Genomic DNA, 26,356 nt, shown 5'->3' on the forward strand with positions numbered 1-26,356 from the left:
GGCTTATGGCTTATGGCTTATGGCCTGCGACCCGCAAAACCGGCGCGGCATTTGCATCGACGCGCGTGGCATTACGACAACCCCTCCGCATCCACCGGCGCCCGCCGAAACAGACCGTTAGTTGCAATGCCTGAAAACGACGACGCCCGTCAGGCCGACGCCCCGATCATCTCCCGCGCAATCGCGCAGAACGCGGCCGTGGCGGCGCTTTCGCCGTGCAGCCGGCGGCTCATGATGATCGGCGACGTCGCGGCCGGCTCCGGCAACCGCCGGTAAACCACGCCCTTCACGCGCACGCCCTCCACGCTCTCCGGCACCAGCGACACGCCGACCTGCGCGGCCACGAGCCCGAGCGCCGTCTGCAGCTCGCGCACCTCGTGCACGGCCGCCGGCACCAGCGCGCCGTCGCGCAGCGCCGACAGCTGCTGATCGGCGAAGCTCGGCCGCGGCGTGCTCGGATAAACGATCAGCGTCTCGTTCGCGATATCCGCGAGCGCGAGCGGCCGATCGGGATCGGCGAGCGGATGCCCGACCGGCAGCGCGGCGATCAGCTTTTCCTCGATCAGCGCCTCGCGCACCAGCTGGTCGTCGTCGAACCGCAGGCGGCCGAACCCGACGTCGATCCGCCCGCCCTTCAGCGCGCCGAGCTGCTCCAGCGTGAACATTTCGATCAGCGACAGTTCGACGTCCGGCTGCGCCTCGCGAAACGCGCGGATCACGTCCGGCAGCGCGCCGTACAGCGTCGACGGCACGAAACCGATCACGATCCGCTCCGACAGCTGCGCGAGCCGCCGCGTCAGCGGGCCGAGCTCGTCGGCCTGGTCGACGAGGCGTTTCGCCTGCGCATAGAACACGCGCCCCGCATCCGTCAGTTTCAGCGGCCGCGCGCCGCGCTCGAACAGCGGCAGCCCGATCTCGTCCTCGATCGCCTGGAGCTGGCGGCTCAGCGGCGGCTGCGTCATGTGCAACCGCTCCGCCGCCCGCGTGATGTTCATTTCCTCGGCGACGGCGATGAAGTAGCGGAGCTGGCGCAATTCCATTTCATGCCTCAAAGGTATGGAAGTAGTCGGAAAGAGTGTTGGACGACGCGGGGCGGGAATTCCTACCATGTGCACCAACAGGAGGAATCGCATGATAGCAACTGCCGCCACCATCGAACGCATCGAGACTTTGCTGGTCGACGTGCCGACGATCCGGCCCCACAAATTGTCGGTCGCCACGATGAATTGCCAGACCCTCGTGCTGGTTCGTGTTCGATGCACGGACGGTATCGAAGGCGTCGGCGAGGCGACGACCATCGGCGGTCTCGCCTACGGCGAGGAAAGCCCCGAAAGCATCAAGGTCAACATCGACACCTACTTCGCGCCGCTGCTGCAGGGCATGGACGCGACCCGCCCGGGCGCCGCGATGGCGCGCGCCCGCAAGCTGTTCCAGGGCAACCGCTTCGCGAAGTGCGCGATCGAGACCGCGCTGTTCGATGGGCAGGCACGCCGCCTCGGCGTGCCGCTGTCGGAACTGTTCGGCGGCCGCCGGGCCGACGCGGTGGATGTCGCCTGGACGCTCGCGAGCGGCGACACGCAGCGCGACATCGCGGAAGCCGAAGCGATGCTCGACGCGCGCCGCCATCGTGCGTTCAAGCTGAAGATCGGCTCGAACGCGGTCGCCAGCGACGTCGCACACGTCGTCGCGATCAAGCGCGCGCTCGGCGAGCGCGGCGACGTGCGGGTCGACGTGAACCAGGCATGGAGCGAAACCGACGCGATCTGGGCCGGCGCACGGCTCGCGGAAGCGGGCGTGAGCCTCGTCGAGCAGCCGATCGCCGCGACCAACCGCGCGGGGCTGAAACGCCTCACGCAGCTCGCGCAGGTGCCGATCATGGCCGACGAGGCGCTGCACGGCCCCGTCGATGCGTTCGCGCTCGCGCAGGATCGCGCGGCCGACGTGTTCGCAGTGAAGATCGCGCAATCGGGCGGCCTGCAGGGCGCGGCGAGCGTCGCGTCGATCGCGGCGGCGGCCGGCATCGAACTGTACGGCGGCACGATGCTCGAGGGCGCGGCCGGCACGATGGCGTCCGCGCAACTGTTCAGCACGTTCGACTCGCTGAAATGGGGCACCGAGCTGTTCGGCCCACTGCTGCTCACCGAGGAAATCCTCGTCGAGCCGCTGCGCTACGAGGATTTCAAGCTGCACCTGCCGGCGACGCCCGGCCTCGGCATCACCTTCGACTGGGCCCGCATCGAACGCATGAAGCGCGACGCCCGCTGATCCCCACACGACAACCGAAACCGGAGACACACATGGACAAGCAAGCCATCGACGCCCTGCTGAAGACGTTCGACGACGCCGCGGAGAAGCCCGGCAACCCGCGCGTGCGCGCGATCGTCAACCGGATCATGAAGGACATCTGCTACACGATCGAGGATTTCGACGTGCAGCCGAGCGAATTCTGGACCGCGCTCAACTACCTGAACGAAGCGGGCAAGGAGCTCGGCCTGATCGCCGCGGGCCTCGGCCTCGAGCGCTTCCTCGACGTGCGGATGGACGAAGCCGAAGCGAAGGCCGGCATCGAGGGCGGCACGCCGCGCACGATCGAGGGGCCGCTGTACGTTGCCGGCGCGCCGGAATCGGTCGGCCATGCGCGCCTCGACGACGGCACCGATCCGGGCCAGACGCTCGTGATGCGCGGCAAGGTGCTCGGCCACGACGGCGCGCCGATCGCGAACGCGCTCGTCGAGGTATGGCATGCGAACCATCTCGGCAACTACTCGTACTTCGACCAGTCGCAGCCCGCGTTCAACCTGCGCCGTTCGATCCGCACCGACGCGGAAGGCCGCTACAGCTTCCGCAGCGTGGTGCCGGTCGGCTACAGCGTGCCGCCGGGCGGCAAGACCGAGCAACTGCTCGACCAGCTCGGCCGCCACGGCCATCGTCCCGCGCACATTCACTTCTTCGTTTCGGCGGATGGTTATCGTAAGCTGACGACGCAGATCAACATCGAAGGCGATCCGCACCTGTGGGACGACTTCGCATTTGCAACGCGCGACGGGCTGATCCCGGCAGTGAAGCAGGCCGAAGGCGCGGAAGGCAAGCCGTACGGCGTCGACGGGCAGTTCGCGCTGATCGACTTCGATTTCTCGCTGCTCAAGGAAAAGCAGGACGTGCCGGCAAGCGAAGTCGAGCGAGCCCGCGCGCAGGCGTGAGCGGCCTTCCCGTTCGACGAATCGACAACGCAAGGAGTGCAGGATGCTGTTTCATGTGGAAATGACCGTCCGTCTGCCGACGGACATGGATCCGGTCAAGGCGGCCACGCTGAAGGCGGAAGAAAAGGCGATGTGCCAGCGGCTGATGAACGAAGGTGTCTGGCGTCATCTGTGGCGGATCGCCGGGCAGTATGCGAACGTCAGCATCTTCGACGTCGAAAGCGTGCAGCAACTGCATGACCTGCTGAGCCAGTTGCCGCTGTTCCCGTATATGGAGATGGAAGTGCGCGCGCTGTGCCGGCATCCGTCTTCGGTGCGGGAAGACGATCGGTAAGCAGGCGATCGAGTTCCGACAAGACGGGCGGCCCGCGACTTCATCGCGGGCCGCCCGTTTCGTTACGCCATCCGCCGGGGTGGAGCGGGTTGCCACGCGGCCGGCTTCCGCTCATCCGTCGCGCCGATCTCCGGAAACGGCTCGATTCGCGCGCTGGTGTCGATATGCCCGCGCGTCGCTTTCCCGAGCGGGCCCGCCATGCGTCATCACTACGCGTGCGCCAGATGCGCGGCAAACCCCACCGTCCCCGGCACGATCTCCTCCTTCAGCGTCAACGCCGGAATCTCGTAATCGCCCGCGTTCTGTCGCCGGAACGGAATCGGCGGCGCGGTCCACAACGCATCGAGACGCTTGCCGAGCGCCGCACGCGTTTCATCGAAGCGTGCGTCGCTCATCTTGCCCGTCCGGTAGATCACGAACGGCGGCAGCACGTCGAACCCCGGGTAATACAGGATCCCGTGCTGGATCGGGAACAGCACGTCGTCGATCGGCCCGTTGATGCCGCGCGCACTATAGTGCGATTCCCACCCGCCTGCCGTGACGATCAGCATCGCCCGCTTGCCGGCCAGCGACCCTTCGCCGTAGCGGTTGCCCCAGCGCGTCTCCGAATGCTCGCCGACGCCATACGCAAAACCGTACGCATACACACGCTCGACCCAGCCCTTCATGATTGCCGGCATCGAGAACCACCACAACGGAAACTGCAGGATCACCGCGTCGGCCCACTTCAGCTTCTCCTGCTCGCGCGCGATATCTTCACTTTGCGTGCCGGCCGCGAATGCGAGCTTCGAGTCGAGCGACGGATCGAACCGCGCGTCAGGTGCGCGACCGGTCACGTCGTTCGCGTCGAACGCCGCCTTCCAGTTCATCGCATACAGATCCGTCACCTGCACCGCGTGGCCGGCCGCTTCGAGATGCTCGACGGCAAAGTCGCGCAGCGCGCCGTTCAGCGAACGCGGTTCAGGATGGGCATAAACGATCAGCACATTCATGTTCGTCACTCCTTTGATTGAACGACTACAGGATGCCGCCGCCGAAGGTATATTTGAAATGAATTCCTGATATTCCAGGTATAGCCATGAATAATCTCAGACGACTCGACCTGAACCTGCTCGTCACGCTGGACGTGCTGCTTGCCGAGCACAACGTCACGCGTGCGGCCGAGAAGCTGAACATGTCGCAGCCGTCGGTGAGCGTGCAGCTGCAGAAACTGCGCGACCTGTTCGGCGACCCGCTGCTGTTGCCGGGGCCGCGCGGGATGCGGCCGACCGCGCGCGCGGAAACGCTGCGCGAGCCGTTGCGCGATGCGCTCGAAGCCGTCGAACGCGCGGTGGTTCCTGCCACCCCGTTCGATCCGGCGACCGCGACGAACACGTGGCGCGTGGCCGCGACCGATTACGGCGAATCGACGATCGTGCTGCCCGCGCTGCACACGCTGCGCTCGGCCGCGCCCGGTACGCGGCTCGCCGTCGTCGAACTCGCGCCGCCGCGCATCGAGCAGGATGCCGAACGAAACGGCATCGACCTCGCCTTTCATACGACAGAAGGGTCGCCGGCCGGCATGCGGCGCCTGCCGCTGTTCGTCGAGCGTTATGTGCTCATCGGCCGCGCCGGGCATCCGAAGCTGAAGCGGCGCCCCACGCTCGCGCAGTTCGGCACGCTCGAACACGTGATCGTGTCGCCCGATGGCGGCGGCTTCTTCGGCGTGACGGACGAAGCGCTCGCGAAGGTCGGTGCCGTGCGGCGCGTCGTGCTGTCCGTGCCGCACTTCCTGTTCGTGATGTCGGCGGTCGCGAGCACCGATCTCGTCGCGATGCTGCCCGAGCGGCTGGTGCGCGACGTGCCTGCGCTGCGTGTGGTGGACGCACCGGTCGAGGTGCCCGGCTATGAAATGTCGATGCTGTGGCACGAGCGCGTGCATCGCGATCCGGCGCATCGGTGGCTGCGGGAGACGATCGCGGCGGCGGTCTGACACGGCCCGGTTGCCGGGCGGCTGCCATCTGCTGTCATCGGGGGCTTGAAAGTGCGCCGATCACTGTATATATTTACAGTGTTTCTGCGTCATTTGACCCGAATTCCGTCCCCCGAGACGGTCTTTAGTGAGGCGACCATGTTCCAGTCATCCGCATTCGATCCCGAGCAACCCGGCTTCAATCCCGTCCACTTCGAGCGCGCCGCGCGGCAGGCGGTCGTCGATCTTCAGCGTGTCGTCGGCGGCCCCGCGCAGCGGGCGCTCGGCTTGCGGCGCCGCAGCCATCCGGCCGCCGTCCGCACGATGAGCTGGCAGGCGCTGCTGAATGTCGAGGAGCTGGCGTTCTCGAACTCCGGCTTCCTGAACCGCAACGATCCGACGGTCGTCGACGCCTTCATCCGGCTGCGCGACAGCCGGTTGGTCGCCGCGGACGTCGAGGAAGCCGTCGACTGGAAGCGCGACGACGACGATTTGCCCGCCGTTTACCTGATCGTCAAGGCGATGCTCGAAGCGGAAGAGCGCGAGACCCAACACGCCGAAATGGAGTGACGGCGGCGACGCGCGGCCGTCCCGTTACAGCCGCGCCGCGAGGCGCGCACCCTGATCGATCGCGCGCTTCGCGTCGAGTTCGGCGGCCAGTTCCGCGCCGCCGATCAGGTGCACGGAACGCCCGGCCGCCTGCAACGGCGCGAGCAACGCACGCTGCGGCTCCTGCCCCGTGCAGAGCACGATCGTGTCGGCTTCGATCAGCTCGTGATCGGTGCGCTGCTCGCCGTACGACACGTGCAGCCCGCGCGCATCGATCAATTCGTAGTTCACGCCGCCGATCATCTTCACCTGCTTCATCTTCAGCGTCGCGCGGTGAATCCAGCCGGTCGTCTTGCCGAGCCCCTTGCCGAGCGGCGCGGCCTTGCGCTGCAGCAGCGTCACTTCACGCGCGGGCGGCGTGACCTGCGCACGCGTCACGCCGCCACGCGTCGCGGCCGGGTCGGTCACGCCCCACTCGGCCTTCCACTCGTCCAGATCGAGCGCCGGCGATTCGCCGTCCTGCACCAGATACTCGGCGACATCGAAGCCGATCCCGCCCGCGCCGACCACCGCGACACGCCGGCCGACCGGCCGCCTGCCCGCGAGCACGTCGATGTAGCTGAGCACGTTCGGCCCGTCCTGCCCCGGAATCTTCGGGTCGCGGGGCGCGACGCCCGTTGCGAGCACGATTTCGTCGTAGCCGCCTGCGATCAGGTCGCTTGCGTCGACGCGGCGGTTCAGGTGCAGGTTCACGCCGGTCAGCTCGACCTGGCGGCCGAAGTAGCTCAGCGCTTCGTGAAACTCCTCCTTGCCCGGAATCCGCTTGGCCATGTTGAACTGGCCGCCGATCTCGGCCGCGCCGTCGAACAGGTCGACCCGATGGCCGCGCTGCGCGAGCACGGTCGAGCACGCGAGCCCGGCCGGCCCCGCGCCCACCACCGCGATGCGCTTCGGCTGGGGCGCGGGCGTGTATTTCAGCTCCGTCTCGTGGCACGCGCGCGGATTCAGCAGGCACGACGCGATCTTGTTCTTGAACGCGTGATCGAGGCACGCCTGGTTGCAGCCGATGCAGGTGTTGATCTCGTCGGCACGGCCCTGCGCGGCCTTGACCACGAACTCGGCATCCGCGAGCAGCGGGCGGGCCATCGACACCATGTCCGCGCAGCCGTCCGCGAGGATCTGCTCGGCCACTTCGGGGCGATTGATCCGGTTGGTGGTCACGAGCGGAATGCCGACCTCGCCTTTCATCTTCTTCGTCACCCACGCGAACGCGCCGCGCGGCACCGATGTCGCGATCGTCGGCACGCGCGCCTCGTGCCAGCCGATCCCCGTGTTGATGATCGTCGCGCCCGCGCGCTCGACGGCCTTCGCGAGCTGCACGGTTTCGCTCCAGTCGCTGCCGTCCGGAATCAGGTCGAGCATCGACAGCCGGTAGATCAGGATGAAATCGCGGCCGACCGCTTCGCGCGTGCGTTCGATGATCTCGAGCGGCAGCCGGATGCGGTTCTCGTACGCCCCGCCCCACTGGTCGGTGCGCTTGTTCGTATGCATCGAGATGAACTGGTTGATCAGGTAGCCTTCGGAGCCCATGATCTCGACGCCGTCGTAACCGGCTTCACGCGCGAGCTTCGCACAACGGACGAACGCGCGGATCTGCCGCTCGACCCCGCGCGCGCTCAGCTCGTGCGGCGCGAACGGCGAAATCGGCGACTTGATCTTCGACGGCGCGACCGCGAACGGGTGATAACCGTAGCGGCCCGTATGGAGGATCTGCAGCGCGATCTTGCCGTCCTCCGCATGCACGGCGCCGGTGATCTCGCGATGGCGCCGCGCGGCGGCCGACGTCATCAGCGTACCGCCGAACGGCTTGGTCCAGCCGGCCACGTTCGGCGCGAAGCCGCCCGTCACGATCAGGCCCACGCCGCCGCGCGCGCGTTCGGCGAAATATTCGGCGAGCCGCGGCAGCGTCTTGCGGCTGTCCTCGAGGCCCGTGTGCATCGAGCCCATCAAGACGCGGTTCTTCAGCGTCGTGAAACCGAGATCGAGCGGCGCGAGCAGGTGGGGAAAGGGTGTCGTCATGATGATCGTGCCAGTAAGCGATGCGTGACATCGTAGGCGCGCGCCGCCTTGAACGTGAGGGGGCAAACAGCCATAATGCTTGTCATTTCCGGCCAAAACGACATGACTTCCCCTCTCGCCAAGGACCGCCTCGGGCTGCGCCGGCCGACGATTCCGGTCGCCTACACGCGCCTGCTGCTGCAGGCGCTGGCCGCGCGCGGTGTCGACCTGGCCGCCGTGCGCGCCGGCACGGGCCTGCGCGATGCGGTGCTGGCCGAACCGGACGCGCGCGTCGCGCCGTCGCAATGGGGGCGGCTCGTGCTCAATGCGATCGAGATCGGCGGCGATCCGGGCATCGGCCTCGCGTTCGGGCTGCTGCTGAAGCCGACCGTGCACGGCTTTCTCGGCTACGCGACCCTGACCGCGCGGGACATCCGCGACGCGCTGTCCGTCACGCAGCGCTACTTCCGGATGCGCAACCGCCAATATCGCCTGACCTATGCAGAAGACGAACGCGGCGCGACGCTCGAACTGCACGGCGTGCAGGCGAGCCCCGTGTTGCAGCATCACGTGATGTTCGAGTTCGTGCTGACCGGGCTCGCGCAGAACATCTCGCAATGGGCCGGGCGCGCGTCGCCGCCGATCGCGCTGCAATTCACGTGGCCGGAGCCGCCCTATTTCGCACGCTATCGCGACCAGTTGCCGCCGGTCGAATTCGGCTGCGCGGCCAACGCGCTGTGGATCGCGCGCGACGTGCTCGACTGGCCGCTGCCGCTCGCCGACGAAGTCGCGCATCGGCAGGCGCTCGTCCAGGTGGAGCGTGAGTATGCGCAGGTGCGCCAGGAGGAAGGCGATCTGGTCGAACGCGTGCGTGCGGAGCTGGCACGCAGAGCCGGCGATTACCCGGGGCCGGAGACGCTCGCCGATGCACTGCTGGTGTCGACCCGCACGCTGCGGCGCCGCCTCGAGGAAGCCGGGTCGGGCTATCGGCAGTTGCTCGACGAAGCGCGGTTTCGCGACGCGAAGCAGTTGCTCGCCGCGTCGGATCTCGACCTGAAGACGATCGCCGAGCGGCTGCAATTCACCGACCCGGCGAATTTCACGCGCGCGTTCAGGCGCTGGGCCGGGCAGACGCCGAGCGCCTTTCGGGAAGCGGCTGCGGGCACGGCACGCGACTGATGCAGGGCCGCGACCGGCACGAGGTGCCGGCCCGTGATTTCATCGGTATGATCAATCCCACGCCCAAGCGGCGCCGACCGGCGCACTCTCCCGCCCCATGCCCAAGCACACCACGCTGATCGAGTCGACGATCGACCGTATCGATACGAACCTCGTCCGGATCAAGGCCGACAGCAGTAAGGTGCCGCTTTATCGCCTGACGATGCGGAACGCCTGCTACTTCATCGCCGCCGACGATTTCGACGCGGAGGCGTTCAAGCAGATCGATCGATTGAAGCCCGGGATGGCCGTGCGCGCGTGCATCTTCGACGATCGCGGCCGTCACCGGATCGCGTGGCTCAGAAGCAGCGACCTGGCGATCGCACCCTACGATGCGCTCGGACAAAGGGACGGCAACCTGACGCTGCTCACATGGGCGTCGATCGTCTTCGTGCTGAGCCTGCTGATCGGTGCCGCCGTGTTCAGATCGGGCTGGGCGTTCGTCGGCGTCCTGGCCTTGCTCGCGAGCATCATCAGCCTGCTGGGTATCCTGCTCGCGATCGCGGGGCTGTCCGATCTGGTATTCCGGCCTCAGCGTCGCGAGGCGCAGCAAAAGTGGCGGTACGAACCCGCCGGGTTCACGACGGAACGGAGCAACGGATGACCGGTCGCACCATGCAAGTCGCATCCGGCCGCGTGACGTCCGTCAGCCAGAAGACGATCACTACGCAGGTCTGGAGCAACAATCTCGGCTGGACGACGCAAGGCATCGAGGAGATCGCGCTGCAGCTCGACACGTTCGACGCGCCGCTCACGCTCGTGACCGGCGCCACGCGCAGCCTGTTCATCGTCGCGGGCGATCGGCTGGAGGTGGCGTACGCCGAAGGCCCGGATCGCCCGGCCATCTACGGCATCCGCAACGCGACCGACGCCTCGGTGTATCTGGTTCGACCCGCGAAAGTCGCCGGGGCCCGCATCGATGTGTACGCGACGCTATTCCTGCTGGTCACCTTCGTCTTCATTCTCGGCATCATGTCCGCGGTGTCGCGCAGCTTCGACGGGATGCTCGACACGTTTGCATGGTTCGCCGGAGGCGCGATCGGGTTCCTCCTGCTGAGCACGATCCTGCGCACCGCGTTCGGCGTGGTCGTGTGGCCCGAGATCCGGCGGCTCAGGCAGCCCGGCGGCAAGCGCGAGATGAACGCCGCAAGGCAGGCGCTGTCGCTCACGAACGACGATACGCCGAACATCCGTTTTCTCTGACTTCTCCGACGCGATACGCACGCGACGCGTCAGCAACCGACGACGATCTGCGCGCCGCCGTCACCCTCGCTCGCCTCGATCCGCACCTCGCCCTCGGCGGCGACGATCGCGTCGTACACGTCGTCGCTCACGCACACCACCGGCACCGCGATCGCATACAGCTCGGCCGCCACGATCGCGCCGATCGAGATGATCAGGTCGCGCTCCTTCAGCACGATCCCGACCGGCCCCGTGCCGTTGCGCACGGCTTCCGCGAGCACGCTGCTGCTCGAACTCGAGCCCTTCGCGTGCGGCATCACCATCACCTTGCCGGCGAGGCTCGCACCGGCCTGCGGATGCCCGCGATCGACGATCTTTCCCGCGCCCGAGTCGTAGCCGCCCCAGAAACTGAGCGGCTTGTCGAGCACGAACGCGCGCGCATATGCGCGGCCTGGCACGAGCGTGTCGCCCGTCAAGCCCTTGCCCGTCGCCGTCGCTTCAGTCATCGAATCGCACCTTTCCTTCGAACGCCGACCGCACGCATTCGCGCATGCTGCCGTACGCGACCGTCACGCCGATGTTCGCGGGCGCATACGACGCCCATTTCCCCGAATTGGTCATCACCAGCCCCGACAGTTGCTTCATCACCGGCGTGATGTACGTGCAGGTGTCGACGACGATCTGAATGCCGCGCGCGGCGAATTTTTCCGCAAGGCCGGCCTCCTCCAGTTCCCACAAGATGAAGCGGCTCGTGTTCACGTAGAAATCGCAGGCCGGCTTGCCGTCGAACGCGTCGAGCAAGGTGCCGAGCGTGCGGAATTCGGCCAGCGAGAAATGCGGCGTGCCGAGCGCCACCGCGACGAGTGCGTCGCCGGCCGCGCCGTGGTTCAGCGTGCGGCGAATCTCGTCGAGGTCGGCCATCGCGACATCGACCGTGCGTTGCGCCGCCTGCCCGTGCAACGCCGCGTCGAGCGTCGGCGCCTCGGGTGTGATGCCCACCGCATGGAACAGCGCGACGGCGCCGCTCGATGCGGCCGCCGCGCCCAGCGCCTTGAGTTCGTCTTCGGTGGTATCCGCCGGCAGCCCGACGATCGCCGGCACGACCGCGCCCGCGATCCTGCCGATCAGCAGACCGAGCGCGGCGAAATAAATGTCGCGCGACGGCTGGCGGCTGAAGTCCGGCGCGTTGAACACGATCCGCGCGGCGCGATTCGCTTCGACGTGCAGCCCCGCATACGGCGCGCGCCCGGTGATCGCGGCAGCCAGGTCGAGAAAATCGCCATACCGGCTCGTGCGCGCGCCGAGCACCGAGTTCGCGAACACGATCGCGTTCGATTCGGCCCACGCGATCTGCTCGCCTTTCGCGGGACGGTTCTTCAGTTGATACGGCGCGCACGTGAAGCTCGATTCGCAGCCGAGTTGCAGATGCGCGTCCATCAGGCGCTGCGCGTCGCGCTGGATCGTGCGGTCGCCGTGGTACAGCTCGGGATGGATCAGGTCGAGCGACCCGACGTTCAGCGTGGTCGGCACCGCGACCTTCGCACCGGTGTCGACGAAATATTCGACGAAGTCGAGGCTCGTCCGGCCGTGGTAAAGGCAGCCGTCGATATGCGCGGACGTGATGTCGATCAGGTGCGGCGCGGACATCACCTGCGCCGTGCGTGCGACGATCCGCATCGCGCGCGCGACGCCATCGCCGTCATCCCCGCGCAGCATGGCGCTGTCGCGGTCACTCAACTGCAGCATCGGTTGCTCCTCTGACGCGTGCCGGCGGCGCCGGCCCGTGAAATCCGTCAGGGGACTCTACAACTGGAAATAAAAACTGTCCAGATCCACGTCGATCCGGACAGTTTAAAAAACCAATTTCAGCGTTGTAGCGTCACCGAAGTGGACAATGGCTCGAATTCCGCTCCAGTTTGCCGCCGATTCGTCTAGCGCTCCGCGGTCACGCTGAACAGCTCGTCGCGCAGCGCCTTCGCGCGGTCGCGTCCGAACTGCGTCTCGAATTCGTCCTGCGCGGCCTGCCACGCAACCAGCGCCCGCGCGAACGTGCGCTCGCCCGGTTTCGTGAGGCTCAACGCATGCGCACGCGCATCGTGCTCGGACGCGGCCGTCGCGACGAAGCCGTCGCGCTGCAGCGGCTTCAGCGCGCGCAACAGCGTCGTGCGATCCATCACGAGGCGATCGGCGAGTTCGCTCATCAGCAGGCCGGGCCTGCGCGTCAGGTTCGACATGATCGAGAACTGGGCGGGCGTGACGCCAACCGGGGCCAGATGACGTTCGTACAGTTGCGTGACGAAGCGCGCCGCCTGACGCAGCGCGAGACAGTTGCACGCCTGGGCAATCGAGGTGTCGTTCATGCCTCGCAATTTATATGTGCATATGCATAAAGTCAATGTACACTCCGCCGTAACCAGGCCGGTGGCCGGCCCGCGCGTCAAGGAGACGGACATGGACTACATCGACAAGCTGAGGATCTTCCGGTCGGTGGTGGAGCTGCGCAGCTTCACGCGCGCAGCCGACATGCTCGGCCTCGCCCGGCCCGTCGTGTCGCGCGCGGTCGCGGATCTCGAAGCGCGCTTCGGCAGCCGGCTGCTGCACCGGACCACGCGCCAGGTGTCGCTGACCGAAACCGCCGAGCGTATCTACGAGCGCTGCGCGGCCGTGCTGGACGAGCTCGACTCGCTCGAAGCGGAAGCGCAGGCGCCGACGCGCGAGCCCGAAGGCCTGTTGCGGCTCGTCGCGCACACGACGGCCGCGCTGAACCGGCTGGTGCCGCTGATCGCCGGCTTCAAGGCCGCGCACCCGAAGGTGCGCCTCGACGTGACGCTGACCGAGCGCCCGGTCGATCTCGTCGGCGAAGGCTACGACATCGGCATCGTCGTGCCGTACATGCTGACGAGCGAATCGACCGTCGTGCGGCTGATCGAACGCATTCCGGTCGTGATCGTCGCGACGCCCGCGTATCTGCAAGCGCATGCGCGCCCCGAGACACCGGCCGACCTGGCCGATCACCCGTTCGTGCCGATCTCGCCTTCGCTGCGCCGCCCCGCCCTGTCGTTCCGCATCGACGGCGACCTGCTGACCGTGCCGTTCCGCTTCGACATCTCGTCGAACAGCCCCGTCTTCAACCGCGAAATGGTGATGCACGACTTCGGCATCGGCGTCGTCCCGAAAACGCTCGTCCAGGCCGAACTCGCGTCGGGCGCGCTCGTGCAGCTGCTGCCCGACGCCGACCTCGTCGATGCATCCGTCGAGATCAAGCTCGCGTACGCGAACCGCGCGCTGCTGCCCGCGAAGGTCAAGGCGTTCATCGACTACACGGCCGCCTACTGCGACCGCGAAGGCTGGATCGTTCCCGCCGCGGCCTGACCGGGCGCACGAACGCGCCTCGTTGCAGCCGATTGGTACAGCCACGACACCAATCTGATCCCGCCCCGCCCATCGCTTCACGCGATCCAGCGCCCTAACATGTGCACATGCACAAGACCACGCTCACCGACGACGATTGCTTTGCGGTCCGGCAAGCCGCCCGGCGAATCTCGCAGTTCTACGAGCGCTATCTGTCGCGCGCGGGTGTCACGCCATCGCAATACAGCATTCTCGCGCTGCTGCGCGACCAGCCCGGCCTGACGATGGCGACCTTGTCGAGCATGCTGGTGATCGAACGCACCGCGCTGCTGCGCGCGCTCAAGCCGCTCGTCGGCGCGGCGCTGGTGGCGGGCCGGATCGAGCCGCCGTGCCGCGGCCAGACGTTCGCGCTCACCGCGCACGGCGAAACCAAGGTCGCCGATGCGCACGTGCACTGGCTCGCCGCGCAGGAAGCATTCGAGCGGTGTTTCGGGTCGGCGCAGGCGGCCCGCCTCAGAGACGAATTGTTCCGGATCACGCACAACCTGCCGGAACGCTGATTGACGACTTCCCCGACGGACGGCACGCCGTCTTTCGTTTTGATACGTGCATATACATAGGTGAATCGATGGAAACGACCCAAGCCGCTGCCGCGTCACGCGAAGCAGCCACAACCGACCAACCCGCGAAGCAACAGCGCCGTGTGCCGTGGATGCGCATCGCGGTGGGTGCCGTCGTCGTCGTCGTGGCCGCCGCCGCGCTCGACTGGCTGTTCGTGCTGCGCTTCCAGGAAAGCACCGACGATGCCTATGTGGGCGGCGACGTGACGGTGCTCGCACCGAAGGTCAACGGCTTCGTCGACAAGATCCTCGTGACCGACAACCAGCGCGTGAAGGCCGGCGACGTGCTCGTGCAGCTCGATGCGCGCGACTACGACGCGAAGCTCGCGCAGGCCAGCGCCGAAGTCGACAGCGCGCGCGCCGCCGTGACCGAACTCGAGGCGAAGCAGCAACTGCAATATGCGGTGATCGGACAGCACGCAGCGGACAAGAACGCTTCGTCGGCCGAGCTGACGCGCGCCGCATCGGATCGTGTGCGCTATCGCGAGCTCGTGAAATCCGACGCGGTGTCGAACCAGATCGTCGAACGCGCGGACGCCGATTACTCGAAGGCCGGCGCCGCCGTCGAACGCAGCGACGCCGCGCTGCTCGCGTCGAAGCGGCAGCTCGATGTGCTCGGCGCGCAGCTCGCCGACGCGCGGGCGCGCGTGAACACCGCGCTCGCCGCGCAGCGCGTCGCCGCGCTCAACGTCGAATACACGACGATACGCTCGCCCGTCGACGGTTACGTCGGCAATCGCACGGGCCGCGTCGGGATGCTCGCGAACGTCGGCGTGCCGCTGCTGACGATCGTGCCGGCTTCCGGACTGTGGATCGACGCGAACTTCAAGGAAGACCAGCTGCGCAAGATGCACGCGGGCGATCGCGTCGACGTGTCGCTCGATGCGTCGAGCACGCGCCTGCACGGCCGCGTCGACAGCCTCGCGCCCGCGACCGGCGCGACCTTCAGCGTGCTGCCGCCCGAGAACGCGACCGGCAACTTCACGAAGATCGTCCAGCGCGTGCCCGTGCGCGTGCATCTCGATCCGCAGCCGGGCCTCGAGCACGTGCTGCGCCCCGGCCTGTCCGCGGTCGTGACCGTGCATACCGGCCGCGCGAGCTGAACGGGAGACGACGATGACCACCGCGTTTTCCGGCGACCCGGCGTCGCAACCGACGAAGCAGCGCGTCTTCGCCTTCGCGCTGATGTGCGTCGGCTTCTTCATGGCGACGCTCGACATCCAGATCGTCGCGTCGTCGCTGCGCGACATCGGCGGCGGCCTGTCCGCCAGCCAGGACGAATTGTCGTGGGTGCAGACGGCCTACCTGATCGCCGAGATCATCGTGATCCCGATGTCGGGCTGGCTGTCGAAGGTGATGTCGACGCGCTGGCTGTTCGTCGCGTCGGCCGTCGGCTTCACGATCACCAGCATGCTGTGCGGGCTCGCGTGGGACATCAACTCGATGATCCTGTTTCGCGGGCTGCAGGGCGCGCTCGGCGCCGCGATGATCCCGACCGTGTTCACCACCGCGTTCGTGCTGTTCCCCGGCAAGCAGCGGCTGATCGCGTCGACGACCATCGGCGCGCTCGCGTCGCTCGCGCCGGCGATCGGCCCCGTGATCGGCGGCTGGATCACCGACCAATGGTCGTGGCACTGGCTGTTCTACCTGAACCTCGTGCCGGGCATCGCGGTGGCCGCGCTCGTGCCGCGCTACGTGCATATCGACGAGCCCGACCTCAGCCTCATCAAGCGCGGCGACTATCTCGGCATCGTGCTGATGTCGGGCTTCCTCGGCTGCCTCGAATACGTGCTCGAAGAAGGCCCCCGCAAGAACTGGTTCGGCGACGATGCGATCGTGATCTGCGCGTGGATCTCCGGCATCTGCGGCTTCCTGTTCCTCGTGCACGCGCTGACCGCGAAAGATCCGATCGTCGACCTGCGCGCGCTCGCCGTGCGCAACTTCGGGATCGGCAGCCTGCTGTCGTTCGTGACCGGCATCGGGATCTTCGTGACCGTGTTCCTGACGCCGCTGTTTCTCGCGCAGGTGCGCGCGTTCAGTTCGCTGCAGATCGGCATCGCGCTGCTGTCGGTCGGTGCGTTCCAGTTGATCGCGCTCTGCGCGTATGCGTTCGCCGCGCGCTTCTTCAGCCTGCGTGCGTTGCTCGTGTTCGGGCTGATCTGTTTCGGGCTCGGCTGCTACCTGTACACGCCGATCACGCACGACTGGGGCTGGCGCGAATTGCTGCTGCCGCAGGCGCTGCGCGGCATCGGCCAGCAGTTCAGCGTGCCGCCGATCGTGACGATGGCGCTCGGCTCGCTGCCGCAGTCGCGGCTGAAATCGGCGAGCGGCCTGTTCAACCTGATGCGCAATCTCGGCGGCGCGATCGGCATCGCGGTGAGCGCGACGATGCTCAACGACCGGCTGAATTTTCACTACCTGCGGCTGAACGAGCACGTGAGCGCCGGCGAACCGCAGATCGCGTCGCTGCTCGATCGACAGGCGGCCTACTGGGGCTCGGTGGCCGGCAATACGCTGAATACCGCGCAGGCCGGGCTCGCGAACCTGCATCGGCTGATCTATCGCGAAGCGCTGACGCTCACTTATGCGGATGCGTATTACGTGCTGTCGCTGTGTTTCGTCGTCGCGCTGTTTGCCGTCGTGTTTTCCAAACCCATTACGTTGAACGCGCCGCCGCCGGACGCGCACTGAGGCCAGGGTCATCATCATGAAAAAGCTACTCGTCGCGCTGGCTGTCAGCGCATTCGCCGCCGGGTGCGCGGTGCAGCCCGCGCAGCATCCGGCGCTGTCCGAATCCGTCCAGACGCTCGCCCCCACCGCATGGGATACCGACGTGCCGCGCGCGGACATCGACGCCGCCGCCTGGTGGGCGCAATTCCACGATCCCGTGCTCGACCGGCTGATCGCGGCCGTGCTCGACGGCAACCTCGATCTGCAGGCCGCCGCCGAACGCGTGAAGCAGGCGCAGGCGCTGACCGTGCAGAAGCGCGCGGTGCTGCTGCCCGAACTCGACGCGACCGCGCACGCGGCCGACGCACGCCAGAACACGCCACCGCCGCTCGGCTATGTGCGGCAGGCCGGCGCGGGGCTCGCGCTGAGCTGGTCGCCCGACGTATTCGGCGGCGAACGGCTCGACCTGCTCGCCGCGCAGGCGGAACTCGTCGGCCAGAAGCATGCGGAAGATGCGATGCGGCTCGCGCTCGCAGCGGATGCGGCGTCCGCGTATGTCGATCTGCGCTGGGCACAGCAGGAACTGAAGATCCTTCAGGACAACGCGAAGATCCGGCAGCATGCGCTCGAACTCACGCGCAAGCGACAGGCGTTCGGGCTGTCGACGGAACTCGACGTCACGCGTGCGCAGAACCAGCTCGACGCGCTCGAAGCGCGGATTCCGCCGACGCAGGCGCAGATCTCGCATCAGCTCAATCTCATTGCCGTGTATTCGGGGCGCACGCCGGAATCGGTCGATCGGCTCGTGCTCGCGCAGGCCGGCGACATTCCCGCGCCGCCGGCCGGCGCGCCCGGTACGTTGCCTTCGCAGGCGTTGCTGCGGCGGCCCGATGTGCTGACTGCGTATGCGCAGGTCGAGCGGCGGGCGGCGCAAGTCGGCGTGGCGAAGGCCGAGCGGTATCCGAAGTTTTCGTTGAACCTGACGGACGGGATTCTCGCGGCTTCCTATCTCGGGTTGCCGACGTTGACCGACAACCTGTTCAGCGCGGCGTTGAGTGCGACGAGCCCGATCTTCAATGCGGGGCGGATTACGGCCGATATCTCGCAGAGCGAAAGCCGGATGCGCGAGTCGGAACTCGGGTTACGGCAAACGATGCTGCAGGCGTTGCGGGAAGTCGAGGATGCACGCGCGAATCTCGTCAGCGCCGATGAGGCGACGCGGCGGCTCGATAGCGCGCTCGCTGCGTCGGACAAGGCGCTCGGCCTGGCGAATCAGCTCTACAAGGGTGGCGCGACCGATTTTCTGGATGTGCTGTCGGCGCAGGAGGTGTATCTGCGCGATTCGGATTCGCTCAACCAGGTCAGGCGCGAGCATGCGCTCGCGGCGGTCGCGCTTTATCGGTCGCTTGGGGGCGGGTGGAGCAGGAACGACGCGACGGGTGGGCCGACGGTGGAGGCGGTGGCGAAGAACTGAACGTGATCACGATACGACGCCGGCCTCGACACTTGCCGGCGTCCCGCTCGTCAACCGCACGACCCCAGACATCTGACCGACGACAACGCGATCAGGTAAACCGCCAGCCACGCAATGCCCAGCCCCGCGATGACGGTGACGATACGCGTGATGCGCTTGTGCCAGAACCGGATCGCAGCGAACACGCCGGCAGCCAGCAGGAGCCCGATGAGGATCGGGCCGAGCACGTTCATCGCAGCGTTACCGATCCAGCGCCAGCTTCGCGCCGAGCCCCAACTGGATCGTCCCCATCACCGCATCGATCGGCTTGCGCAGTTTCGCGTAACCCGTCTGCACGCGGTTCGTCGAGAACAGCACGGCCACCGTGCAGAACCACGTCAGCGATACGGCGACGACCACGGCCAGCGTCGCGCCATGCACCCATGCCGGCGCATGCGCGGGCAGCAGCGTGACGAACAGGCTGCCGAAGAACGCGGCGGCTTTCGGGTTGGTCAGGCCGACCAGCAGCCCTTTCCGGTATGCGTGCACGCCGCCGCGAACGATCGGCTGGCTTGCCGCTTCAGCCTGCCTTGCCGACTGGCGCAGGCCCCACAGCGTCCTGATGCCCAGGTAAATCAGGTAAGCCGCACCGGCGATGCGGATCACCTCGTACAGCCACGCGAGCTTCGCGACGATCAGCCCGAGCCCGAAAATCGCCATCGCAGCCCACACGGCATGCGACGACGCAATGCCCAACGCGGCCAGCAAACCCGCACGGCGATTGCCGAGCGCATGGGACGAAACAGCGATCAGGTCGGGGCCGGGGCTGACGCACGCCAGCAACATCACGCCGCCGACTGCGGCGAGTTGGGGAAGATAGCTCATGGCGGTTCGGGAGGATTCAGGTGAGGAGGAATGCCGGCTAACTCTAGCACGCCGATTTTGGTTGCATGCGGGACGATCTGAAACGCGGCGCGCCGGCAGCCGGCACACGTTTTCTCATGCCGTCGCCGCGCGCCTTGCACCCGCGTATTACAGCGGCGGCCGCTTCAGCTTCACCCAGCGCTGCACCGACGGCCGCTCCCACTGCGCACGCGCATAGTCGGCGAGGCGCTGCGGCACCGGATCGTCATTCAGCACCAGACGGTTCAGCATCACCGCGAGGTCGACATCCGCGATACTCCACTCGCCGAACAGGTTTGCCGCACCCGGTGTGAGCAGCTTGCCGGCGGCCGCGAACAGCTTCTGCGCGGCAGCCTGCGCCAGGCTCGACAGCGGCTCGCTCGACGGCCAGTAGAACAGCACTTCGGTCGACCGTTCCGTGCGGATCGCCATCAGGTCGCTGCGCAGCCACGCCTGCACCTGTCGCGCCTGCGCGCGCTGGCGCGGATCGGCTGGATAGAGCCGTGTGCCCGGGAAAATCTCGTCGAGATACTCGGTGATCGCCGACGATTCCGACAGCGCGAAATCGTCGTGCACGAGCGTCGGTACGCGTTGCGTCAGCGACGTCGCCGCGTAGTCGGGTGCGAAATGCGCGCGGTTGCCGAGATCGACGGTCACCCGTTCGTAGGTCAGCCCTTTTTCCTCGAGGGCGACGAACACCGACATCGCGTAAGGGCTCGCGTATTGCGTATCCGCATAGAGACGGAGATTTCCGGTTTGCACTACAGGCTCCTTGTCAGGGCGGAGATCGGCGACCGTGCGACGAGCGCGTCGGCGGGCTCCGCGTGGATCGATGCGGTGTGTGCGACGGATCAGCCGCCGCTTGAAAAGCGATGTTCGAAGTTTTGTTTGCGCCGCGGCGGTTGGTCAAACGGCGTGGGGCCAGCGGTAGCCGATCACTTCATTCAACGGGTACGCGAGTTCGCGAACCTCTTCCAGTTGATTGCCGCCGAACAGATGTACGTGCTCATCGTCGTGACGCAGGTAGAAACCGACATGCCCTTTCCAGCTCGCGGGATCGTCGCGCGTCAGGATCGCGATGCAGCCGTACACAGGGCGCTCCAGCGGCCGGCCCCATTCGAGCCACGAACGCGCGAGCGCGGAGCCCGTGCCGCGAATGCCGGCGTGCGTCATGCACCAGTTGACGAACGACGAGCACCAGGAAATCTTGTCGTCGTAGCCGACCAGGTTCGTCTGGTTGTTGTATTCGACGATGCGCGGATTGACGCTGCCGGGCGGATGGCGGCGGATGCCGAGTTCCGCCATCGCGACGGGCATCCAGGGCGGGTGGGCGGTGTCCGGTTTGCGCTCGGGGTTGAATGAGGTCACGTCGTTCTCGGGCAGGCGAGTGTGATGTGCGGTCAATCTTCGCACGAATGATGCGCGGCGACGAGCACCTGTACGCGTGGCCTCGCGTTGAACGAGCGCGTTCAAGTGTTCGCCGACCATGCTCGGCGACAGGCCAGCTTCGGAACCGGGAGAGCGTGGCGCGCCGATCGAATCGAAGCGTAACGAATCGATCGCGCGCAAGGGTTGGACGCGCGTTGTCGTGCGCGCCCGGGTGACTCGTCTGCGTGGGGTGTCGGGTACCGCGGCGTTACCGTTAACCGCGTGTGTCGATCCAGCGACGTGCCCAGCGGGCCGAGTGCCGCAGTGCCTGCGCTTCGCTCGCGAAGTAATCGAGCGAATAGAACTGGTAGCGGCCTTCCGCGGGTGTGCTGTCGGTACGTTCGAGCACCAGGTTGGATGAAAAACTACCGTCGGGCAAACGATGCGCCGAGGGTTGGACGGCATAGCCGTTGTATTGTTGAATTCGTTTGTTTTGCATTTTTAATTTTAATCATGTTCGAGTGCGCGCATGCCGTGCGCAATATGCACGGACGCGCCGATTCAAAGCCATTGCCAGCTGAATCTGAAGCTTTCGGAAAGCGAAAGTGCGGCGTTGCTGCCGGAGGGGGGAATGAAGTGCAACGAGGCGTGTGGCGCTTGGCGAGCTGCTGAATGAACAGATGCAGCTAAGAGCAATCGCGCCAACTTCAGGAGACGAAGCTCCGTGGGGGTGTCGCTGCGACCCGGCGTCCGTCGTGGGAGGCCGGGCCCTTCAAACTTTACAGCGGCTTGATGTTGGCCGCTTGCAGACCCTTCGGGCCCTGCTTCGTTTCGAAGCTCACTTTCTGGTTTTCAGCCAGCGTCTTGAAGCCGTCGGCACGAATTTCGGAGAAATGGGCGAACAGGTCGTCGCCGCCGTTATCCGGCGTGATGAAGCCAAAACCCTTGCTGTCGTTGAACCACTTGACGATACCGGTATCCATGAAGATTCCTTGAGAAAAAAATAGAGAGATGTGCGCTGTTGAAGAGCGCGTGAAGCGTCAAGGAGGGAGAGGACAACGAATACCGCTGCGGAGAGCGAGCAATTGATGAACAGCAATCGGACTTCTTGGACTTCGATGCGTACACTAACCGCCGGGCTGGCGCGCGTCAACTGCTAACTTGTAACTGTTTCTGCTGGCGACCCGTTTTTCGGACAAAGCGATGCGACCCTACAGGTCGCCATGACCTGACCATGCGAACCGAATGCTCAAGCCGCGATGGGTTTTTGCATGAACACGCTCAACGGGTCGTTCGTGTAACCGCCGAACGGCCCGCGGCGCCGATACCCCGCGGATGCATATAAAGCCAGCGCCTCGTGTTGACAGGGTCCGGTTTCGAGCGTGAGCAACGTGCAACCGAGATCGATCGCCCGTGACTCGAGCAGCGCCATGAGTTTTCTCGCAACACCCTGCCCGCGACCTTGCGGGCTGACGTACATCCGCTTCAGTTCGCCGAATTCGGGGTTGAGGACAACCGCGCCGCAACCGATCGCCTTGCCGTCGCTATCCCGCGCGACGGCAAACAGCACATTGGATTGATTCAGCGACGCGATATCCAGAGCGTGCCGGCTCTCGGGCGGGTACAGGGTGTCCTGATACGCATCGAGATCGGCGATGAGGGCGATCACGTCAGGCTGATCGGGGGACTCGAAGGCAATGGTCATGGCTGAAGAAGCTGGGCACAGAAAAGGGAAACTGAAGTACCCGGCGACGAAGCGGTATTCGACATCGATGGCTGCCGGATCTTCAGTCGCCGATTGTCGGCGATGCTTCCGGTGCTGTCGAACGTGTCAAAAAGCGGGCGAATCCGATCGCCTCGCGATTCCGAGGCAATCGCATTCCGTCCTATTGAACGACGGCATCGACCATCGCTTGCGCTTCGGAAAGAAACCGCGAATAGCGCCGCTGTTTGGGCAATTGCTGCGCGAAGCAGGCTGGCCGCTGTTCCTCTGGCACGTGCTCCGCACTGCAGGCGACGATCTTCGGCAATGTCGCGTCCCGCCACAGGATATAAATCCGCGCGCCCTGCCTGATCGACACGGCCAGCGTATTCGGCCCGTCCGGCATCCCGTCCTGGCTTTCCCCGAGCAACAACGCCTTTACCACCGCATCGGCCGGCTTCCGCTTCACCGGCAATTCGGCGAACCGGAATGCCGCGGCGTCGTGGCCGAACACGTCGGTGTAAAACGTCGCGTTATCGAAAATCGACGCGACATCATCCGTCGACCTGATCCCCGCATCCGCCGTCCTGGCCCAGGCCGTCAAAAGCGGAACCGTCGTCACGACGAGGTTCACCTTGCCGTCACCCGACTTCAGGAACAGTCCATCCGGCCCGGACGTCATCCCGTCGTCGATGGAGAGACCGTCGACGGTGCTCCCCGCCGTCGCGGAAAAGCCTCTCGCCCTGACCTTCCCGACAAGCCTGGCCAGCCGCGCATTCACCTCCGACGTGTACTTCCTGTCCAGTTCCGCCTTGTCGTCCGGTTTGGCCGCCTCGATCGCGTCGACAGCGTGCTTCCGATACGCCAGGTAGGAATCGGTCGGCGACGCAATCACCTTCGCCCCCACACCGGCGATCACCGCAACGAGCACCACTGCCCCCACCCCGATCTTCCACCTGGAAAAACGCTTCATTTTTATGGACGTCACCAAATCCCGCACCGACATGCATAACGGCTGCCGTGAACCCACGGCAGCCGTCCCTCAGACACGCTCCATTCTAAAACGCGAATCAGCCTTTATTCATCCACCTTGAAAGCCGACACGAGCCTCGTCAGCTCCGCCGCCTGCTGTTTCAAGCTCGCCGCCGCCGCCGCGCTTTCCTCGACCAAAGCCGCATTCTGCTGCGTCATCTGATCCAATGACTGCACCGCATCGCCGATCTGGTCGATCCCGGCGCTCTGCTCCAGGCTGGCTTCGGCGATCTCGCTCATCATCGCGCTCACGCCCTGCACCTGCGACACGACATCGCTCATCACCTTCCCTGCCTCGCTGACCAGCCGCGACCCGGTGTTCACCGTGCCCGCGCTGTGCTCGATCAGCGCCTTGATCTCCTTGGCCGCCTGCGCGCTGCGCTGCGCCAGATTCCGCACTTCCGAAGCCACCACCGCAAACCCGCGCCCCTGCTCCCCGGCCCGCGCCGCCTCGACGGCCGCATTCAGCGCGAGAATGTTCGTCTGGAACGAAATGCTGTCGATCATCACGATGATCTCGGAGATCCGCTGCGACGCGTTGCTGATCTGCTCCATCGTCGTCACGACCTCACCCACCACCTGCCCGCCGCGCGCCGCCGTATCCGACGCGCCATTGATCATCTTCGCGGCCGTCGTGGCCGTCTCGGTGTTGTTGCGCACCACGGCCGTGATCTCTTCCATCGACGAAGCCGTCCGCTCCAGGTTGCTCGACTGCCCTTCGGTACGTTCGCTCAGATCGGCATTCCCCGACGCAATCTGCGCCGAACCCGTGGCAATCGACGCGGACGCCGCGCGAATGCTGTGCACCAGCGTCGACAGCGACGACACGAACCGGTTGAACGCATCCGACAACTGCCCGATTTCGTCCTGGCTCTCGACCGTCATCCGGCGCGTGAGGTCGCCCTGGCCGCTGGCGATCTCCGACAGCAGCGTCGCCGCGCGGCGGATCGGCGCGGCAATCGCGCGGCCCACCAGCCAGATCACGAGCAGCGCGACCGCGAGGCCCACCACCGCCGCGACCAGCGCCGCGCTGCGGATCGCGCGCGTCACCGGCCCGAGCAGTTCGGCCTGCGGCACCTCGACGACGACATACGCGTTCAGCTCCGGAATGAACGACGTCGCGATGAAACGCGCGCCGCCGTCGCCGTCGTAGCTCAGGTACGCATACGGCTTGCCGGCCAGCAGCGTCGACGACGCATCGCCGGGCAACCCCTGCTGGTCCTTCATGAAATGCTTGCCGTCGATCAGCGACGAATCGCGATGCATCATGATCGCGCCGTCGGGACGCACGAGATACGCGAACCCGGTCTCGCCGATCCGGTAGGCGGCGATCCCCTTCGCGAGCGCATCGACGGACAGGCTCATGCAGGCCGCGCCGATCGGCACGCCGTCGAGCTCGACGCGGCTGTTGATGAACATCATGTAGCCGCCGACCGTCACCTCGCGATCCATGTTCACGTCGAACGCCTTGCCGGACGACAGGAAGCCGGTCAGCCACTGATCCTTGTCGGTCACCTTCCGCTGCAGGCCGGATTCGTTGTAGTAGTTGCCGCTCTTCACGGACACCCACTGCACCGACGCAGCCTTCTGCTCGTCCTTCACGTTCTTCGCGAGCTGGATCCAGTTGCGCGTACCGGCGTCGGGTTCGCCGTCGGCTTCCCATTGCAGCAGGAACGCGTCGCGCGCGAGAATCCGCGACGCGGCGATCGGCCCGGCCATCTGCCGCTGCACGTCGGCGCGGATGCCGTTCACGGCCGTCGGCAGCTCCTCGCGGACGACACGGTCGCGCACCGCGTTGCCGATCAGACGGATGCTGAGTCCGCTCGAGATCGCGACGAACACGAGCAGGCAACTCGTCATGCTGAGAATCAGCTTGTTCTGAATGGAAAGCTTGCGCCAGAAATGCATGGGGAACCCTCGATAACCGCTCGGTCTGAGCCAGTTTGGGTTATCGGCATGCACGCGCGGAACCGCATCGCGGATTTCAGATGTTCATCATGCGAGATTCGTTATGTCGTTGTCAGGCGGGCATAACCGGCCGCCTGTCGACTCGCGATCAGCGCAGATCAGTATGCGACGAAGATCGTGACACGCCGGTTTCGCGCCCGCGAAGCCGCATCGTCGCCCGCGACGAGCGGCTGCGTATCGGCCCGCCCGATCGCCGCCAGGCGATGCGGCGCCACGCCGCGCTCGGTCAGGTAGCGCACGACGCTCCCCGCACGCGCCGACGACAGCTCCCAGTTCGATTCGTATTTCGCGTTCGCGATCGGCACGCTGTCGGTATGTCCTTCGACGAGGATGTCGCCGGTCGCGTGCTCGCTCAGTGCCTGCGCAATCTGGTTCAGCACCGGCGACGAATCAGGCAGCAAGCGCGCATCGCCGACGTTGAACAGGATCTTCGCGTCGATGCCGATCTCGACACCATGCGGCGCCTTCACGAGCGAAATCCGGCCGTTCGACTTCAACGAATCGAGCAACGCGAGCCACGGCGGCGCACGGTCGGGCGTAGCCGCATCGGCAGCGCTCGCGGCACCACCCGCCTGCCGCGCAAGCGTCTGGTACCGCGCGTCGAGCGCGTTGTATTTCGCGAGCTGGAGCACGTACAACGCAAGAAACAGCACCATCAGCGTCGTGATGAGATCCGCGTACGAAATCAGCCAGCGGCCGGACTGCGCGCCTTCGAGCTCGTCGTCGCGATCGGCGGCGGAGGCACCGTCAGTTCGAGCAGTCATGTTGTTGGGAATCCGGGTTGATCGTCCGACACA

The 26,356-nt window shown here is 66.2% G+C and carries 29 protein-coding genes; 13 read left to right on the forward strand and 16 right to left on the reverse strand.

Annotated elements, in window-relative coordinates; genetic code table 11:
- Positions 1-149: 149 nt before the first annotated feature.
- Positions 150-1,040, reverse strand: a complete 891-nt coding sequence (locus VK92_RS11690) for a LysR family transcriptional regulator (protein ID WP_021157296.1) — start codon at positions 1,038-1,040, stop codon at positions 150-152.
- 91 nt (positions 1,041-1,131) lie between these two features.
- Between VK92_RS11690 and VK92_RS11695 the strand changes: the two genes are divergently transcribed.
- From VK92_RS11695 to catC, 3 genes are read left to right on the forward strand one after another with little or no spacing between them, the layout of a single operon-like run.
- Positions 1,132-2,265, forward strand: a complete 1,134-nt coding sequence (locus VK92_RS11695; protein WP_048022401.1) for a muconate/chloromuconate family cycloisomerase — start codon at positions 1,132-1,134, stop codon at positions 2,263-2,265.
- Between the two features lie 32 nt (positions 2,266-2,297).
- A complete protein-coding gene (gene catA / locus VK92_RS11700; RefSeq protein WP_048022403.1) occupies positions 2,298-3,200 on the forward strand; it encodes a catechol 1,2-dioxygenase in 903 nt (300 codons plus the stop codon).
- Between the two features lie 43 nt (positions 3,201-3,243).
- Positions 3,244-3,534, forward strand: coding sequence for a muconolactone Delta-isomerase (gene catC / locus VK92_RS11705; RefSeq protein WP_027790983.1), 291 nt, complete (start codon positions 3,244-3,246; stop codon positions 3,532-3,534).
- Positions 3,535-3,743: 209 nt separating this feature from the next.
- Here the strand turns inward: catC and VK92_RS11710 are convergent, their stop codons facing one another.
- Positions 3,744-4,526 (reverse strand): NAD(P)H-dependent oxidoreductase, encoded by a 783-nt coding sequence (locus tag VK92_RS11710; RefSeq protein WP_048022404.1) that lies wholly within the window; start codon positions 4,524-4,526, stop codon positions 3,744-3,746.
- A gap of 86 nt (positions 4,527-4,612) precedes the next feature.
- Between VK92_RS11710 and VK92_RS11715 the strand changes: the two genes are divergently transcribed.
- Both VK92_RS11715 and VK92_RS11720 read left to right on the forward strand, forming a co-directional pair.
- A complete protein-coding gene (locus VK92_RS11715; RefSeq protein ID WP_021157299.1) occupies positions 4,613-5,506 on the forward strand; it encodes a LysR family transcriptional regulator in 894 nt (297 codons plus the stop codon).
- Between the two features lie 138 nt (positions 5,507-5,644).
- A complete protein-coding gene (locus tag VK92_RS11720; RefSeq protein WP_021157300.1) occupies positions 5,645-6,055 on the forward strand; it encodes a DUF2471 family protein in 411 nt (136 codons plus the stop codon).
- Positions 6,056-6,079: 24 nt separating this feature from the next.
- On the opposite strand, the gene VK92_RS11725 is transcribed toward VK92_RS11720, so the two are convergent.
- The gene (locus VK92_RS11725) at positions 6,080-8,113 is read right to left on the reverse strand and encodes an NADPH-dependent 2,4-dienoyl-CoA reductase (protein WP_048022405.1); all 2,034 of its coding nucleotides are present in this window, start codon (positions 8,111-8,113) and stop codon (positions 6,080-6,082) included.
- A 75-nt stretch (positions 8,114-8,188) separates the two neighbouring features.
- Between VK92_RS11725 and VK92_RS11730 the strand changes: the two genes are divergently transcribed.
- From VK92_RS11730 to VK92_RS39845, 3 genes are all read left to right on the forward strand, one after another.
- A complete protein-coding gene (locus VK92_RS11730) occupies positions 8,189-9,271 on the forward strand; it encodes an AraC family transcriptional regulator (protein WP_048022406.1) in 1,083 nt (360 codons plus the stop codon).
- Positions 9,272-9,368: 97 nt separating this feature from the next.
- The gene (locus VK92_RS11735; protein WP_048022407.1) at positions 9,369-9,914 is read left to right on the forward strand and encodes a hypothetical protein; all 546 of its coding nucleotides are present in this window, start codon (positions 9,369-9,371) and stop codon (positions 9,912-9,914) included.
- Positions 9,911-10,513 (forward strand): hypothetical protein, encoded by a 603-nt coding sequence (locus VK92_RS39845; RefSeq protein WP_082160823.1) that lies wholly within the window; start codon positions 9,911-9,913, stop codon positions 10,511-10,513. Before VK92_RS11735 ends, VK92_RS39845 begins: the two co-directional genes overlap by 4 nt.
- A 29-nt stretch (positions 10,514-10,542) precedes the next feature.
- Here VK92_RS39845 and VK92_RS11745 read toward each other — a convergent pair whose 3' ends face one another.
- From VK92_RS11745 to VK92_RS11755, 3 genes are all read right to left on the reverse strand, one after another.
- On the reverse strand, positions 10,543-10,998 hold the full coding sequence (locus tag VK92_RS11745) for an aconitase X swivel domain-containing protein (RefSeq protein WP_048022408.1): 456 nt from the start codon (positions 10,996-10,998) through the stop codon (positions 10,543-10,545).
- Complete coding sequence (locus VK92_RS11750) at positions 10,991-12,238, reverse strand: aconitase X (RefSeq protein WP_048022409.1); 1,248 nt, start codon at positions 12,236-12,238, stop codon at positions 10,991-10,993. Before VK92_RS11750 ends, VK92_RS11745 begins: the two co-directional genes overlap by 8 nt.
- Before the next feature lie 185 nt (positions 12,239-12,423).
- Positions 12,424-12,852, reverse strand: coding sequence for a MarR family winged helix-turn-helix transcriptional regulator (locus VK92_RS11755; RefSeq protein WP_021157307.1), 429 nt, complete (start codon positions 12,850-12,852; stop codon positions 12,424-12,426).
- Between the two features lie 91 nt (positions 12,853-12,943).
- On the opposite strand from VK92_RS11755, the gene VK92_RS11760 reads away from it, so the two are divergent.
- The 5 genes from VK92_RS11760 to VK92_RS11780 all read left to right on the forward strand — a co-directional run bounded on the left by VK92_RS11760 (position 12,944) and on the right by VK92_RS11780 (position 18,607).
- Entirely contained in the window at positions 12,944-13,864 is a 921-nt protein-coding gene (locus tag VK92_RS11760) for a LysR family transcriptional regulator (protein WP_021157308.1), read from the forward strand.
- Between the two features lie 107 nt (positions 13,865-13,971).
- Entirely contained in the window at positions 13,972-14,403 is a 432-nt protein-coding gene (locus tag VK92_RS11765; RefSeq protein WP_042973299.1) for a MarR family winged helix-turn-helix transcriptional regulator, read from the forward strand.
- A 68-nt stretch (positions 14,404-14,471) separates the two neighbouring features.
- A complete protein-coding gene (locus VK92_RS11770; RefSeq protein ID WP_048022410.1) occupies positions 14,472-15,566 on the forward strand; it encodes an HlyD family secretion protein in 1,095 nt (364 codons plus the stop codon).
- A 13-nt stretch (positions 15,567-15,579) separates the two neighbouring features.
- The gene (locus tag VK92_RS11775; protein ID WP_048022411.1) at positions 15,580-17,154 is read left to right on the forward strand and encodes a DHA2 family efflux MFS transporter permease subunit; all 1,575 of its coding nucleotides are present in this window, start codon (positions 15,580-15,582) and stop codon (positions 17,152-17,154) included.
- Positions 17,155-17,170: 16 nt separating this feature from the next.
- Positions 17,171-18,607, forward strand: a complete 1,437-nt coding sequence (locus VK92_RS11780) for an efflux transporter outer membrane subunit (protein ID WP_048022412.1) — start codon at positions 17,171-17,173, stop codon at positions 18,605-18,607.
- 50 nt (positions 18,608-18,657) lie between these two features.
- Here VK92_RS11780 and VK92_RS11785 read toward each other — a convergent pair whose 3' ends face one another.
- The 10 genes from VK92_RS11785 to VK92_RS11830 all read right to left on the reverse strand — a co-directional run bounded on the left by VK92_RS11785 (position 18,658) and on the right by VK92_RS11830 (position 26,323).
- On the reverse strand, positions 18,658-18,840 hold the full coding sequence (locus VK92_RS11785) for a hypothetical protein (RefSeq protein WP_021157313.1): 183 nt from the start codon (positions 18,838-18,840) through the stop codon (positions 18,658-18,660).
- Positions 18,841-18,847: 7 nt separating this feature from the next.
- Positions 18,848-19,471, reverse strand: coding sequence for a LysE family translocator (locus VK92_RS11790; protein WP_048022413.1), 624 nt, complete (start codon positions 19,469-19,471; stop codon positions 18,848-18,850).
- A gap of 147 nt (positions 19,472-19,618) precedes the next feature.
- On the reverse strand, positions 19,619-20,251 hold the full coding sequence (gene yfcF, locus VK92_RS11795; protein ID WP_082160824.1) for a glutathione transferase: 633 nt from the start codon (positions 20,249-20,251) through the stop codon (positions 19,619-19,621).
- A gap of 144 nt (positions 20,252-20,395) precedes the next feature.
- Positions 20,396-20,806: a TIGR02594 family protein gene (locus tag VK92_RS11800; RefSeq protein WP_048022468.1), complete on the reverse strand. Its 411-nt coding sequence runs from the start codon at positions 20,804-20,806 to the stop codon at positions 20,396-20,398.
- A 325-nt stretch (positions 20,807-21,131) separates the two neighbouring features.
- The gene (locus VK92_RS11805) at positions 21,132-21,356 is read right to left on the reverse strand and encodes a hypothetical protein (protein WP_021157316.1); all 225 of its coding nucleotides are present in this window, start codon (positions 21,354-21,356) and stop codon (positions 21,132-21,134) included.
- 280 nt (positions 21,357-21,636) lie between these two features.
- Positions 21,637-21,840, reverse strand: coding sequence for a cold-shock protein (locus VK92_RS11810; RefSeq protein WP_006485974.1), 204 nt, complete (start codon positions 21,838-21,840; stop codon positions 21,637-21,639).
- A 266-nt stretch (positions 21,841-22,106) separates the two neighbouring features.
- The gene (locus tag VK92_RS11815) at positions 22,107-22,562 is read right to left on the reverse strand and encodes a GNAT family N-acetyltransferase (protein WP_048022415.1); all 456 of its coding nucleotides are present in this window, start codon (positions 22,560-22,562) and stop codon (positions 22,107-22,109) included.
- Between the two features lie 181 nt (positions 22,563-22,743).
- A complete protein-coding gene (locus VK92_RS11820) occupies positions 22,744-23,532 on the reverse strand; it encodes a hypothetical protein (protein ID WP_048022469.1) in 789 nt (262 codons plus the stop codon).
- 104 nt (positions 23,533-23,636) lie between these two features.
- Positions 23,637-25,499, reverse strand: coding sequence for a methyl-accepting chemotaxis protein (locus tag VK92_RS11825; protein WP_048022416.1), 1,863 nt, complete (start codon positions 25,497-25,499; stop codon positions 23,637-23,639).
- Between the two features lie 158 nt (positions 25,500-25,657).
- Positions 25,658-26,323, reverse strand: a complete 666-nt coding sequence (locus VK92_RS11830) for an OmpA/MotB family protein (protein ID WP_048022417.1) — start codon at positions 26,321-26,323, stop codon at positions 25,658-25,660.
- Between the last annotated feature and the right edge of the window lie 33 nt (positions 26,324-26,356).

Source organism: Burkholderia sp. LK4, from assembly GCF_001043615.1.
Classification (GTDB): Bacteria; Pseudomonadota; Gammaproteobacteria; order Burkholderiales; family Burkholderiaceae; genus Burkholderia; species Burkholderia cepacia.